The organism is Salinarimonas sp. (assembly GCF_046292825.1).
In the GTDB taxonomy this organism is placed as follows: domain Bacteria; phylum Pseudomonadota; class Alphaproteobacteria; order Rhizobiales; family Beijerinckiaceae; genus Salinarimonas.
Genome location: NZ_JBKBQG010000069.1, coordinates 1 through 13374 on the forward strand (window position 1 = coordinate 1; position 13374 = coordinate 13374).

At 74.6% G+C, this 13374-nt stretch carries 10 protein-coding genes; 4 read left to right on the forward strand and 6 right to left on the reverse strand.

The window, feature by feature from the left end; all coding sequences use genetic code 11:
* Positions 1–385 precede the first annotated feature (385 nt).
* Positions 386–2941 carry a hypothetical protein gene (locus tag ACK4UM_RS19885; RefSeq protein WP_409802583.1) on the reverse strand — a complete coding sequence of 852 codons (2556 nt, stop codon included), beginning with the start codon at positions 2939–2941 and terminating at the stop codon, positions 386–388.
* 172 nt (positions 2942–3113) lie between these two features.
* Here ACK4UM_RS19885 and ACK4UM_RS19890 point away from each other — a divergent pair, with 172 nt between their 5' ends.
* Positions 3114–4196, forward strand: a complete 1083-nt coding sequence (locus tag ACK4UM_RS19890) for an alanine racemase (RefSeq protein WP_409802584.1) — start codon at positions 3114–3116, stop codon at positions 4194–4196.
* A gap of 54 nt (positions 4197–4250) precedes the next feature.
* Here the strand turns inward: ACK4UM_RS19890 and ACK4UM_RS19895 are convergent, their stop codons facing one another.
* The 5 genes from ACK4UM_RS19895 to ACK4UM_RS19915 form a co-directional block, all read right to left on the reverse strand.
* Positions 4251–4895 carry an ATP-binding cassette domain-containing protein gene (locus tag ACK4UM_RS19895; protein ID WP_409802585.1) on the reverse strand — a complete coding sequence of 215 codons (645 nt, stop codon included), beginning with the start codon at positions 4893–4895 and terminating at the stop codon, positions 4251–4253.
* Positions 4892–6637, reverse strand: a complete 1746-nt coding sequence (locus ACK4UM_RS19900) for an ABC transporter permease (RefSeq protein WP_409802586.1) — start codon at positions 6635–6637, stop codon at positions 4892–4894. The genes ACK4UM_RS19895 and ACK4UM_RS19900 overlap by 4 nt, the downstream gene beginning before the upstream one ends.
* Before the next feature lie 23 nt (positions 6638–6660).
* Positions 6661–7875 (reverse strand): ABC transporter substrate-binding protein, encoded by a 1215-nt coding sequence (locus ACK4UM_RS19905; RefSeq protein WP_409802587.1) that lies wholly within the window; start codon positions 7873–7875, stop codon positions 6661–6663.
* A 119-nt stretch (positions 7876–7994) separates the two neighbouring features.
* A complete protein-coding gene (locus ACK4UM_RS19910) occupies positions 7995–9560 on the reverse strand; it encodes a Y-family DNA polymerase (RefSeq protein ID WP_409802588.1) in 1566 nt (521 codons plus the stop codon).
* Positions 9448–10419: an ImuA family protein gene (locus tag ACK4UM_RS19915; RefSeq protein WP_409802589.1), complete on the reverse strand. Its 972-nt coding sequence runs from the start codon at positions 10417–10419 to the stop codon at positions 9448–9450. Before ACK4UM_RS19915 ends, ACK4UM_RS19910 begins: the two co-directional genes overlap by 113 nt.
* Positions 10420–10718: 299 nt before the next feature.
* Between ACK4UM_RS19915 and ACK4UM_RS19920 the strand changes: the two genes are divergently transcribed.
* From ACK4UM_RS19920 to ACK4UM_RS19930, 3 genes are read left to right on the forward strand one after another with little or no spacing between them, the layout of a single operon-like run.
* Positions 10719–11228 (forward strand): gamma-glutamylcyclotransferase family protein, encoded by a 510-nt coding sequence (locus tag ACK4UM_RS19920; protein ID WP_409802590.1) that lies wholly within the window; start codon positions 10719–10721, stop codon positions 11226–11228.
* A complete protein-coding gene (locus ACK4UM_RS19925; protein ID WP_409802591.1) occupies positions 11200–12186 on the forward strand; it encodes a D-2-hydroxyacid dehydrogenase family protein in 987 nt (328 codons plus the stop codon). The genes ACK4UM_RS19920 and ACK4UM_RS19925 overlap by 29 nt, the downstream gene beginning before the upstream one ends.
* Entirely contained in the window at positions 12183–13061 is an 879-nt protein-coding gene (locus ACK4UM_RS19930; RefSeq protein ID WP_409802592.1) for a 3-keto-5-aminohexanoate cleavage protein, read from the forward strand. The genes ACK4UM_RS19925 and ACK4UM_RS19930 overlap by 4 nt, the downstream gene beginning before the upstream one ends.
* Positions 13062–13374: the final 313 nt, after the last annotated feature.

Sequence of the window (13374 nt, forward strand, 5' to 3'; positions counted from 1 at the left end):
CCCGCGCCCCGGGGGCGGGGGGGCCCCCCCCGGCCCCCGGCGCCCCGAAGAGCAGGACCGTCATATCAGGGTTCGCTATTACAAGGGGACCCAGCACAGGAAGACGCTTGCGGAGCAAGCGCTCGCGCCGCCGACCAGGCGGCTCGTCGCCGCCACAAGTGCTTGCTCCGCAAGCGATTCTCATGCTGGGTCCCCTTCCGCTCCGGTCGCAAGCGACCTCCGGCCGGGGATGACACCGGTGGAGCACTCACCCTGTCGGTGCGACTGACTTGATGACACCGCAACGAAAGATGTTCAAACCCTGAGGGGAAGGAGAGAGCGCCCCTGGGCCAGACGAGAACGCGCTCGTCGCCGAGGCGCTGCGAGCTGTGCGAGCTGGCGAGGCTCAATCCGGCGCTGGGCCCACCGAGATGTCGCGCAGGTCGAGCCGCGGGACGGGGGTCTCGGGCACGAGCGTGCCGCTCGTCTCGTAGAGGAGATCGCCCGCGCGTGCCGAGACCGTGAAATCGGTGGCGTTCGCGGTCGCCACGGCGCGGGCCTCGACGCGCTCGAAGGCCTCGCCGAAGACGTCGACGCGCTGCGCCACCGCCTCGCCGTCGAGCCGCGGCGCCTCGATCAGGTCGGTCCCGGCGATCGAGGCGTCGATCGCGCCGATGCCGATCGCCTCCACCGCGAGATCCTGCCCGCTCGCCTCGAGCGTCGCGCTCTGGCTGCCGTCCGCCTCGCGCACGAGATCGATCGCCGCCTCGAGCCGCCCGGACAGAGCGGCGAGGACGAGGGGGCTCAGATCGTCGAGATCCCCGGCCGCGAGCCGCAGGCCGCCCTCGCTGCGCAGGTCCTCGTCGACCTGCAACGCGCCCGTGAGCCCGACCGAGCCGATCGCCACGTCGATATCCTCCACCGACCAGCCGCCCTCTCGCCCGACGACGCGCAGCCCCCCGCGCGCGGGCGCGTCCGAGACCGTGCCGTCGAGGCCGATGCGCGCGTCGAGATCGGGGCCGAGGCCGGTCGCGTCGATCGTCAGATCGAGGCGCGGCACCGGCCGCTCCAAGGCGACGACGTCGGTGAGGGTCGCGCGGGCGGCGAGGCTCGGGCGCTCGAGCGAGCCCGTGAGCCGCGCCTCGATCACCCCCTCGCCCGCATCGAGCCGCGGATGCAAGGCGGCGAGGCGGGGGACCCGCGCGTCGAGCGCGAGATCGGCGCGCGTCTGCGTCGCGCTTCCGTGCAGCGTCAGCGCGAGATTGGCGCCGTCGAGCCGCAGCCCGTCGAAACCGATCCCGTCGGCGAGCGACGCGGCGGTGCCGGTCAGCGTCACGTCCGGGCCGAACAGGCCGTCGAGCGCGGCGATGCCGGTCGCGAAATCGGACAGGCGTCCCTGCAGCGCGGCGGTCAGGGTCTCCTCTGCGGGGTCGGCGCCGAGCCGCGCGGTCAGATCCGCGCTGCCCGCGAGCGCGAGCCCGGCGATGTCGCCGAAGGGCTCGAGCGAGGGGATCCGCGCCTCGAACAGGCCGTCGAGGGTGCGCGCGGCGAGAATGCCGGAATAGGTGCCCGCGAGCGTCGGCGTCTCGATCGTGGCGCGGGTCACGTCGGCGATGCCGATCACGTCCGCGGTGCCGCTCGCCTCGACCCGCGCGCCGTCGCCGAGCGCCGCGGCGAGCGCCGGGTCGGTCAAGGCGACGCCCTCGGCCTGCGCGGCGAGCTCGAAGCGGTAGCGCTCGGCGGGAACCGTCGCGGCCTCCGGCGCCACGTCCACATCGAGCCGCAGACGCTCGACGCGCCCCTGCGCGAGGCCGACGCCCTGTCCGTCGAGGAAGCCCGCGAGGCGCGGCGCGGTGGGAAATCCCGTGATTCGCAGATCGAGAGCGAGCGCGTCCACCGTCGTCTCGTCGAGCCGCAAAGTCGTGTCGAGCCGCGTCTCCCCCGAGAGCGCGAGATCGAGCGCGCGGTCGGGCGCGACCGTGCCGGCGAGCGCGAGCTCGGCGATCTCGGTGCCGAGCGCGAGGCGCGCGATCGCGATCGCGCCGTCGTCGCCGAACGACGCCTCGCCGACGAGCTGCGTCGTGCCCTCGAAGAGGGGCGCGGCCGTCTCCGGCACGAGCGCGGCGATCCGCGCGGCGACGTCGAGATCGAGCGCGTAGGCGGCATCGCCCCGCCGCACGGTGGCGCGCCCCTGCGCGCCGATCTCGGGCCCGGCCTCGAGCGCGATCTGCGCGTCGAAGGCGTCGAGCGGCGCCTCGCCGGCGATCGTGAGCGACACCGGCGGCAGGCCGGGCAGATCGAGAAGGCGCGCGACGATCCCGCCCTCCGGCTCGGCATGGGTGACGTCGAGCGCGAGCACGGTCGTCTGCGGGGAATAATCGAGATCGACCGAGAGCGTACCCTCGGCGTCGAGGCGCTGCGCCTCGAAGGCGAGGAAGGTCGCCCCGTCCTCCGCGCCGAGGCGGGCGGAGCCCTGCGCGGAGAGCTCGGCCGGGGTGCCGAGGACGGCCTCGCCGAGGCGCAGGCGATCGAGCGTGAAGGCCTCGATGTTCACCTCGATCGGCACCTCGGGCACGAGCGGCCCCTCGGCGACGTCCTCGGGGCGATCGGTGGGGACGGGGCGGCGCGCGATCTCGAGCTCGGAGAGGGTCAGCTCGCTCACCTCGAGCCGCCCGCGCAGGAGCGCGGTGAGACTCCAGTCGATTTCGGCGCGCGCGAGCGAGAGCCAGATCCCGTCCTCGTCGCCGACGCGGATGCCGGTGATCGTGGCGCGGCGCGAGAGCACGCCTTCGATGCCGCCGATCTCGACGCGGGCGGTGGGCGTCGTCAGGAGCCGCGAGATCACGCCGGCGAGCACGCCCTGCTGCTCGGCTTCGGACGGCACCCCGAGCTGCGCCTGCGCCGCGTGCAGCCCGAGCGCGAGCGCGCCCGCCGTCAAGATCGCCGTCGAACGGCCCCGCATGAGCGCCTCTCCCTGATCCCTCGAAGGGGAGGGAAACACGAGGCGCGCGGCGGTGTTCCGGAGATGGTCGGCCCGCGAGCGCCCACGAGGGAGCGGAGAATCGCCCCTGTCGCGTCGGCGCGTGCGGCGCTACGCGGGACGAGGCCGTGAGAAGGACGAGGAGAGCGCGCCCGTGTCGACCGAGGATCTCGTGAGCGCCGTCGCGCGCGAATTCGGCACCCCTGCCGTCGTCGTCGATCTCGACGTGGTCGAGCGCAACGTCGCGCGCATTCAAAAGATGTGCGACGAGGTCGGCGTCGCCAACCGCCCGCACGTCAAGACGCACAAGAGCCCCGTCCTCGCGCGCCTCCAGGTCGAGGCGGGCGCGCGGGGGATCACCTGCCAGAAGCTCGGCGAGGCGGAGGTGATGGCCGAGGCCGGGCTCGACGACATCCTGATCTCGTACAACATCCTGGGCGAGCACAAGCTCGGGCGGCTCGGACGCCTCCTCGCCGGCACCCGGGTCACGGTCGCGGCCGACAATCCGGTCGTCGTCGAGGGGCTGCCGCGCGCCGCCGAGATCGCCGGTCGCGCGCTGCCCGTCGTCGTCGAGGTCGATACCGGCCGCAAGCGGGCGGGCGTCGCGACGGTGGCGGAGGCGTTGGCGCTCGCGCGCGACATCGCCGCGCGCCCGGGCCTCGCCTTCGCCGGCTTCATGCTCTACCCGCCCGAGGACGCGATCGCGGAGACGCAAGTCTTTCTCGACGCGGCGATGCGCGGGGTGCGCGAGGCGGGGCTCGAACCCGCGATCGTCTCCTCGGGCGGCACGCCGAACCTCGCCAATCTCGGGCGCATAAGCGGCGCCACCGAGCACCGCCCGGGCACCTACGTCTTCAACGACCGGATGATGCTCGCCTGCGGCATGGCGCGCCTCGAGGATTGCGCGCTGACGGTCTACGCGACGGTCGTCAGCCGCGCCGAGCCCGAGCGCGGCATCCTCGACGCCGGCTCGAAGACGCTCACGGCGGACACGGGCGGGCTCGACGGGTACGGGCTCGTGCTCGAACATCCCCGCGCGCGCATCCACAAATTCTCCGAGGAGCACGGCTTCCTCGACCTCTCGGCCTGCAACGATCGGCCGCTCGTGGGGGAGGTGGTGCGGGTCGTGCCCAACCACGTCTGCGTCGTCGTCAACATGGTCGACAGGCTCGTCGCCGTGCGCGGCGGGAGGATCGTCGGCGAGATCGACGTCGCCGCGCGCGGGCGGTTGGGCTGATTGCTTCGTGGATCGCCTTCGGCGCTCCGGCCGGGGACGACACGGGTGGAGCACTCACCCCACGCGCACGATCCGCCCGCCGGCCGCTTCGGCGTCGGCGGGGTCGTGGGTGACGAGGAGGATCGGCAGGCGCTCGGCCTTGGCGTGGGCGAGGACGAAGCCGCGGACCTCCTCGCGCAAAGCGACGTCGAGCTTGCCGAAGGGCTCGTCGAGGAGGAGCGCGCGGGGGCGCGCGAGGAGGGTGCGCATCAGCGCGACGCGGGCGCGCTGGCCGCCCGAGAGCGTCGCGGGATCGCCATCGGCGAAGCCGTCGAGCCCCGCGCGCGCCAGCGCCTCCTCGACGAGCGCCCGGCGCCGGGCCCGCCCGCGGATGTCGGCGGGCAGGCCGAAGGCGAGGTTGCCGCCGACCGTGAGGTGCGGGAACAGGAGGTCGTCCTGGAAGAGGATGCCGATGCCGCGTCGCTCCGGCGGCAGGCCCTCGACGGCTCTACCCGCCACGACGACGCGCCCGCGCGCGGCGAAAGCCGGGTCGAGGAAGCCGCCGACATAAGCGAGGAGCGTCGACTTGCCCGATCCGCTCGGCCCCATCACGGTCGCCGCCTCGCCGGGCGCGACCGCGAGATCGAGGGGGCCGACGAGGGGGCGCCCGCCGAGGCGGATCGTGACGCCCTCGAGCGCGAGACCCTCGCGCGCGCTCACGACGCGCCCCTCCCCACCGTCGCCCAGGCGGCGAGGCCCGCCCGCACGCGCGACATGCGCAGGGCGAGCGGCGGCCCGTGCGCCGGCGCGAGCGCGATCGCGTAGACGAGGAGCGGCAGGAGCGCCTGCAGGAAGGCGGTCGCGCCGATGATGCGCCGGTCCGAGCCCGACGCGAGCGCCACCGCCTCCGTCGTGAGCGTCGCGACCCGGCCCGCGCCCGCGAACAGCGTCGGCAGATAGAGCGCGATCGAGACCGAGAACCCGATGGCGAACGCGACCGCGATCGGCCGCGCGAGCATCGGCAGCTTGACCGTGAAGAAGGTCCGCCACGGCCCGATCCCGAGCCCGGCGCTGATGCGGGCATAACGCGGATCGAGCGCGCGGAAGGGATCGGCGAGCGAGAGGAAGACGTAAGGCAGCACGAACAGGAGATGCGCCCAGACGACGGCGAAGAGCGTGCCGTCGATCGCGAGCCGCACGATCAGCACCTGCGCGCCGAAGAGGAAGGCGATCTGCGGCACGAGGAGGGGCAGATAGAGAAGCCACAGGGCCCCCGCGCCGGGCCGGACGCCGCGCCGCGCCTCGTTCTCGAGGCAGGCGAGGGCGAGGACGAGCGCGACGAGGCTGGCGATGGCGGCGATCGCGGCGCTCGTGCCGACGAGGTCGGCGAGCGCGGGGCCGGCGCGCGACCAGGTCGCGAGGGTGAAGGCGTCCGGCAGGGCGCTCGGATAGGTCCACCGGGTCGCCAGCGACCAGACGCCCATCGCCACGATCGCGAGGATGGTGAGCGCCCCCGACAGGAGGGCGCCCGCGGCGCCGACGACGAGCAGCGGCGCGGCGAGGCCGCCGCGCGCCCCGCGCGCGCACCAGCGCCGCCCGAGCGCCGCCGCGGCGATCTCGGCGAGCCGCCACAGCCCGATGCCGCCGATCACGATCGCAAGCTGCAGGATCGCGGCCGCGTTCGCCGGCGCGAAGACGGCGAGGTCGTGGCTCGAGAACCAGCGCAGAGCGAGGACCGCGAGGGGAGGGGGCGTGCCCGGCGCCAGAACGAGGGCGACCTCGACATTCGACAAGGAGAAGGCCAGCACCGCATAGACCGGCAGCCTGATGCGCCGATAGATCGCCGGCAGCGCCACCTTCGCCCAGGCCGTGAGCGGGGAATAGCCGAGCGCGCGCGCCGCCGCGAGCGCGGGCCGCACCCGCGCCTGGCCCTGCGCGGCGAGCATCATCAAGACGAGGAAGGCCGTCTCCTTGAGGACGAGCCCGGCCACGTAGGACATCCCCCACGGATCGCGGACGATCGCGACGGGCGGCGGGCGCTCCCAGCCCGTCAGCCACGGCGAGACGAGGCGCGCGAAGAGCCCGCTCGACGCGATCAGGAAGGCGAAGCCGATCGCCACCGCGACGTGCGGCGTGGCGAGGAGCGGCGCGAGCGCCCGCTCGAACCGCGCGAAGCCCGGCCGCGCGCTCGCCGCCGCGACGAAGCCGCAGGCGAAGAGGAGCGCGATCGCTGTCGCGGAAAAGCCCGTCGTCAGCGTCAGCCGCACCGAGCCGGCGAGCCCCGGCTGGGCGAGGAGCGTCTCGAAGGCGGAGGGCGACAGCCGTGCCTCGCCGACCGGGCCGAGCCCCAGAGCCGGGGCGAGGGTGCCGACAAGCCCCGCCAGGATCGGCCCCAGGAACAGGGCGAGCGTCAGCCCCGGCGCGGCGCGCAGCCAATCGATGCGGGGCGGGGAGGGGATCATCGGCGCGCCGTCCGGAAGGCTCGTCAGCGCGCGACGCGCGCCTCCCAATCGGCGACGAGGCGCGTCATCCAATCGGGATGCGGCTCGGGCAGAACGGGGACGATCTCGCCCGGCGCAGGCATCGCGGGATGGGCGTCGGTCATGTCGAAGGCGGCGCGCTCGTCCTCGGTGAGGCGGTCGAGGGCGAGCACGGTGAAGGCGCCGAGACGGGCGGGGTCCTGCGCGCGGGCCTGCGCCAGCGGGGACATCAGGAAATTCGCCACCACCATCGCGCCCTCCTTGTTGGCCGCGTTGAAGGGAATCGCGACGAAGGAGGTGTTGCCGATCGTGCCGCCGTCGAGGAAGAACACCCGCGTCGTCTCCGGCAGGCGCCCGTCGAGGATGCCGGCCGCCGCCTCCGCCGGGTTGAAGGTGATCGCCATGTCGATCTCGCCGTCGGCGAGGAGCTGGTCGAGGGCGGCCCCGCTCTCGGGGAATTCGCGCCCTTCGCGCCAGAGGGACGGGCGCAGCGCCTCGTACCAGTCCCAAAGCGGCGCGGTCGTCTCCTCGTAGAGCGCGTCGGTGGGCGGCGCGGAGAGGATCTCGGCATCCGGGGCGAGCGCGTAGAGCGCCTGCTTGAGGAAGGTCGCGCCGAGGAAGTTGCGCGCGGTGGGATGCGTCGTCAGGCCCGGATTGGCGCGCGCCCAATCGCCCAGGGCCTCGATCGAGCGCGGCGCGTCCTCGCGGGGGAGCCGCTCGCCGTCGTGGAGAAAGGCGATCTGCGCGATGCGCCAGGGCGCGGCGAGACCCTCGACCGGCACCGTGAAATCGACCACGTTCGAGGGCTTGTCGATCGTGTCGACGAGGGCGAAATTCGGCAGCGCCTCGACGAAGGGGCCGTGGAGCAGGCCTTCGTTCTTCATCGCGAGGAAATTGGGCCCGTTGATCCAGATCAGATCGACCGAGCCGCCCTCCGCGCGCCCGGCGGCGCGCTCGGCCAGCACCCGGGTCACGGCCTCGGCGGTGTCGGTGAGCTTCACGTGGGTGACCGAGACGCCGTAGCGCTCGCGCATCTCGCCGTCCACCCATTCGATGAAGGCGTTCGTCCCCGGATCGCCGCCCCAGGCGTTCCAGAACACCGTCTGCCCGCGCGCCGCCTCGGCGATCTCCTCGAAGGAGCGGGTCTCCGCGGCATGCGCCGGGGCGAGCGCGAGCGAAAGAGCGGCGGCGATCGCGAGGATCGGGCGGGCGAGCGGCATCTTCGGGCGTCTCCGGTCGAGGCGTGTTCCCCCGTCTACGACTCGGGGAGGGAAAACGTTACCGCCAGGGTGCGGTTTTTTCGTCGCAGGGGGGAGGGCGCGGCGCCGCCGAGACCGCCTCACCCGAACAATCCGTGCACGAACCAGCGGGCCTCCGAGACCTCGCGGGCGTAGAGACCCTCGCGGAACAGCCAGAAGCGGCGGCCCTCGCGGTCCTCGGCGCGGAAATAATCGCGCGTGAGGGCGGGTCCCTCCCACCAGGGCGGGGCGATGCGCTCGGGGCCCTCGTAGGCCGCGGTCTCGTGGAGGACGCGGCGCCAGCGGAAGCGCAAGGGCGGCCCGTCCGGCACGCTCGCGAGCGCCTCGATCGGCTCGGGGCGCGCGAACAGGCGGATCGGGCGGTCGGCCGGCGCGTCGGGCAAAGCGGCGAGCCAGGCGGCGGCGTCCAGGTCGCGCTCCCCCGGCGGCCGCGCGGCGCAGGCGGCCTCCGGCAGATGCGCGTCGCAGGGCGCGAGGCGGCGCACGCGCTGCGTCCCGAGCCGCGCGCCGAGCGTGTCGACGAGCCGGCCGAGATCCTCGCCCGCGCTCTCCCCGTCGAGCCGCGGCGCGGCCTCGGCGAGGGGGCGCGCGGCCAAGGCGGCGAGGCGCACCACGTCGAAGCCGTAGCCGATGTCGAGCGGGTCGTTCTCGGCCGCGAGGCGCTCGCGGAAGAGGAGGCTCATGCGCCCGGGCTCGCGCGTCGGGCGGCTCGCGCCGACCCGGATGCGCCGCACCGCCCCGTCGACCCGGAAGAGCGAGAGCTCGAGCGACAGCGCGCCCTCGCCGTGGCGCACGAGCATGGCGCCGAGCTCGTCGGCGAGCCGCGCGAGCGTGCGCGCGACGTCCTCCTGCGTCAGGATCGGCTCGAAGAAGCGGCGCTCGACGACGTAGGGCGGCGCCTCGAGCCGCGCCCCGATCGCCGAGCGCACGCGCCCGAGCGCCGCGTCGAGCCGCTCGATCAGCCCCTCGCCGAAGCGGGCGGCGAAGGGGGCGCGCGGGCGCAGGATCACGTCCTCGACGCGCGACAGGCCGAGCCGGGCGAGCCCCTCCGCGACGCCGGGCTCGAGCGAGAGCGCGGCGAGCGGCACGGGGCGCAACGCCCGCTCCTCCTCGCCCTCGGGCACGATCCGCCCCGGCGCGACCCGCGCGATCGCCTGCGCCGCCTCGGGCGTGCCGGCGATCGCGCCGCGGCCGGTGAAGCCGAGCGCCGCGAGGCGCGAGACGACGTCCGCGAGGAGCCCCGCCTCGCCGCCGAAGAGATGGGCCGAGCCGCCGATGTCGAGCACGAAGCCGTCCGGCGGCAGCGCGGCGACGAGCGGCGTCCAGCGCCGTCCCCAATCGGCGAGCCGCTCGAGCGCCGCGGCGTCGCCGGGCGGATCGGCCTCGACGGTCGCGAGGTCCGGGCGCAGCGCGCGGGCGTCCGCGAGGCTCTGGCCGACATGCAGTCCGAGCCGCGCGGCCTGCGCGTCGAGCGCGTGGAGCCGCAGCGCGCCGCGCACCTTGGCCACGGCGACGAGGGGCGCGCGCCCGCCCTCAGGCGCGGCGCCGGAACGGGAGCGCAGCCGGCGGGCCGCCCGCTCCGTCGCCAGATGCGGCAGGACGATCGCGAGATAGCGCTTCGAGCTCGGCGAGGACGCAATGCTCATGGTTCCACTCCAGGTCGAAAATGCCCTCGCGGCCGCCGCGATGGCGGGCGAGCGAAACGGTCCAGGCCGGCGCGCCCGGCTCCCCGGCGAGACCGGGGCGGCTCGGGCGCGCGGCGACGATCCAGCGGGTCGCGGCGGCGCTCGCGAAGGCCTCCGCGCCCGCGCCGGCGGCGGCGCGCACCAGCACCCCCGCCGCGCCGCCCTCGCGCGCGGCGAGCACCAGGCGGCGCGAGGCCGTGAGGTCGTAGACGCCGCCGAGCCGGCCGATCTCGACGAGGACCGCCGCGAGCGCCCGGCAGCGGAGAGCCTGCTCGGCCGCCCAGAGCGCCTCGCGCGGGTCCTTGGCGCGCACGAGGAGGAGGCGGGCGGGATCGAGCCCGTGCATGGCGAGCCCCGGCCCGTAGAGCCCCCCGTCCTCGCGCGCGGCGGTCTCGTCCTGGATCCACACCGCCGCCCCGCCGCTCGCCCCCTTGGCCGCGACGAGGCGCGCGGCGAGGGCGGCGGCGAAGCCGTGGGCGGCGCCGAGATCGCCGGCGGCGCGCGCCATCACCTCGTGCAGCCGTGCGCGGGCGAGCCCGCCGCCGAGCGCCGCGTCGAGCGCCGGTGCGCCGAGCCGCACGCGCCCGCCGACGTCCCGGCGCCCGCGCGGCGGATCATGACCCCCCTCACGATGCCCCTCACGCCCCCCTTCGCCCGGCCCCTCTCCTTCGAGCCGGGCGAGGTCGCGCCGCAGGGCCGCCCGCGCGCGCTCGAGGCGCGCCTGCGGGTTCTCTTCCTGCGCCGCCTGGGGAGACGGCAAAGCCTCCCCCGTCGCCGGCACGGCTGTGCCGACGTCGCGGGCGCGGTCTGGGGGCGCCATTTCGATCCCTGTATGTTCGATTTCCGTTCTCTTATGGATTCCATCGGCTCGCGCGAGAGTCAAGCGCCGCGCCGTCCGCTCGGTGCGCCGGCCCGGAAGCCGCCGCCGCTCCGCCTGCCCGCGAAGCCTGTGAATCCTCCGCTTTTTCCTCTCTCCGCAGACGTCGGCGGATTCGGGAGGTGCTAGAAACGCGAGCGACCGGGGAGGCTCGCGATCGTCGGGGTGCGGCGGCAATCGTCCATCCGTCGATCGCGGGCCCCCGGCACCTCTCCCGCCCCACCCCGAGAGCGGAGCCCGCCATGCCCCTCTATTTCGCCTACGGCTCGAACATGGACCTCGCGCAGATGGCCCAGCGCTGCCCCGCGTCGCGGCCGCTGGGGCCGGCGCGGCTGATGCGGCACCGGTTCGTGATCATGCCGGAGGGCTGGGCCTCGGTGGCGCGCGCGCCGCGGGGCGAGGTCTGGGGGCTCCTGTGGGACCTCGCGCTCAAGGACGTTCCCGCCCTCGATCGGTACGAGAGCCTGCATACGGGCCTCTATTCCAAGATCCTCCAGACCGTGATCGCCCAACCCGGCGGCCCGCGCCGCGCGCTCGTCTATGTCGGACGGCCGGGGGAGGGCGGGGTGCCGCAGCCGGGCTACATGGAAGCCATCCTCGCCGCGGCCGGCAGCCTCGGGTTGCCGCAATCCTATTGCGCCTCCCTCGAAAGATTTCTCCCGGAGGTCTCCCGCAAGGCGACCCATCTGCGCTATAACGGGAAAAACGTACGGGGAGGTACTGATGGCGGAGTTCCGGCTCGCCGTCCTTGACGACACGCAGCGCATCGCTCGAGCGAGCGCGGATTGGGGCGTGCTCGCGGGACGCGCGGAGGTCGTGTTCGTGCACGAGCCCTTCGCCGACGAGGACGAGGCCGCCGATCGGCTCGCACGCTTCGACGGCGTCGTCGCCATGCGCGAGCGCACCGCCTTCCCCGCCTCCCTCCTCGACCGCCTGCCGCGGCTGCGGCTGATCGCGCTGACGGGCGCGCGCGCCCCCTCCCTCGATCTCGCGGCGGCGACGCGCAACGGCGTGATCGTCTGCAATACGGGCATCGATTCGAAGGCCGCCACCGCCGAGATCGCGCTCGGCCTCCTGCTTGCCGCCTCGCGCAGCCTGCATCTCGCCGACGCCGCCATGCGGCGGGGGGATTGGCACGACGGCGTGCCGGTCGGCGAGGCGCTCGCGGGCAAGCGGCTCGGCATCCTGGGCTTCGGCCGGATCGGCCGGATGGTCGCGGGATACGGGCGCGCGCTCGGCATGGAGGTCGCCGCCTGGAGCCGCTCGCTTACCGAGGAGGGCGCACGCGAGGCCGGCGTGATCCGCCTCGAGCGCGACGCCCTGTTCGAGACGTGCGACGCGATCTCGATCCATCTCGTGCTCGCCCCCGAGACGCGCGGCCTCGTCGGCGCGCGCGAGATCGCGGCGATGCGCCCGGGCGCGATCCTCGTCAACACGGCCCGCGGGCCGATCGTCGACGAGGCGGCCCTCGTCGCCGCCTTGGCCGCGGGGCGCATCCGCGCGGGGCTCGACGTCTACGATGTCGAGCCGCTGCCCGCCGACCACCCGTTGCGCCGCCTGCCCGGCGCCGTGCTCTCGCCGCATCTCGGCTACAACACGCGGGCCGTTTTCGCGCAGGTCTATCGCGAGAGCATCGAGAACGTCGCCGCCTTCCTCGACGGCGCGCCGACGCGCGTCCTGAACCCGAAAAGCCCTGCGGAGGTCCCATGAGCGACACCATGAGCGACAATCCGTCGAGCGCGCCCTTCACGGGCGATCTCTACCGGCCGACCTTCGTCGCGGTGGCCCCGAACGGCGGGCGTCGCTCGAAGGAGGACCACCCCGCGCTCCCCGTGACGCCGCAGGAGAGCGCCGCCGTCGCGGTCGACGCGGTGGAGGCCGGCGCGGCGATGATCCACCTGCACGTGCGCGGCGCGGATGGCGGCCACAGCCTCGATCCCGATCTCTACCGGGAGGCGGTCGCGGCGGTGCGCCGCGCGGTCGGCTCGCGCCTCGTGGTGCAGATCACCTCCGAATCGGTCGGGCTCTACGGACCCGAGCAGCAGATCGCGACCATCAAGGCCGTGCGGCCGGAGGCGGTCTCGATGGCCCTGCGCGAGATCGCCCCCCAGGAGGCGGATGCCAAGCGCCTGCACGACGTGCTCGAGTTCTGCGGCCGCGAGCGGATCGCGCCGCAGATCATCGTCTACGACCGCACCGATGCCGAGCGCCTCGCGCGCTGGGTGCGCGCGGGCGTCGTCGACGGCGCCTCGACTTCGGTGCTCTTCGTCGGCGGCCGCTACGTCCCGCCCACGCCCGCGCACCCGGCCGAGCTCGTGCCGTTGATCGAGGCGGTGGCGGGGGAGATGCGCGACTTCATGATCTGCGCCTTCGGCCCGCGCGAGACCGGCTGCGGGGTGCTCGCGGCTCTGCTCGGCGGGCATGTCCGCTGCGGGCTCGAGAACAACCTCCACATGCCCGACGGCTCGACCGCGCCCGACAACGGCGCCATCGTGCGCGCAACCGTGGGCGCGCTGCGGGCGGCGGGATTGCGCATCGGCGATGCGAACGCGCTGCGCTCCCTCTGGGGTATCGAGGGCCGCTGACATAGCGTAAGGGCAGATATCCCTCCCCGTAGGGGAGGGTGGACCCTGGAGCGGAGCGACAGGGGCCGGGTGGGGCACGGGCGATCGCGGATGATCTCCGCGCATCGTGCCCCACCCGACCTCGCTCGCTAACGCTCGCGAGGCCACCCTTCCTCCGGGGAGGGACGGGGCGGCATGAATCCCTCCCCGTAGGGGAGGGTGGACCCTGGAGCGGAGCGACAGGGGCCGGGTGGGGCACGGTCGATCGCGGAAAATTACCGCGCGTCGTGGGCCCCCCCCCCCCGGGGGCGGCCCCCCCCCCCGGGCGCGCCCC

Coding starts and splice junctions, on each gene's coding strand:
- ACK4UM_RS19925 (WP_409802591.1), top strand. CDS start 11,200: ATGGCGGAGTTCCGGCTCGCCGTCCTTGACGACACGCAGCGCATCGCT.
- ACK4UM_RS19905 (WP_409802587.1), bottom strand. CDS start 7,875: ATGCCGCTCGCCCGCCCGATCCTCGCGATCGCCGCCGCTCTTTCGCTC.
- ACK4UM_RS19930 (WP_409802592.1), top strand. CDS start 12,183: ATGAGCGACACCATGAGCGACAATCCGTCGAGCGCGCCCTTCACGGGC.
- ACK4UM_RS19920 (WP_409802590.1), top strand. CDS start 10,719: ATGCCCCTCTATTTCGCCTACGGCTCGAACATGGACCTCGCGCAGATG.
- ACK4UM_RS19900 (WP_409802586.1), bottom strand. CDS start 6,637: ATGATCCCCTCCCCGCCCCGCATCGATTGGCTGCGCGCCGCGCCGGGG.
- ACK4UM_RS19885 (WP_409802583.1), bottom strand. CDS start 2,941: ATGCGGGGCCGTTCGACGGCGATCTTGACGGCGGGCGCGCTCGCGCTC.
- ACK4UM_RS19915 (WP_409802589.1), bottom strand. CDS start 10,419: ATGGCGCCCCCAGACCGCGCCCGCGACGTCGGCACAGCCGTGCCGGCG.
- ACK4UM_RS19910 (WP_409802588.1), bottom strand. CDS start 9,560: ATGAGCATTGCGTCCTCGCCGAGCTCGAAGCGCTATCTCGCGATCGTC.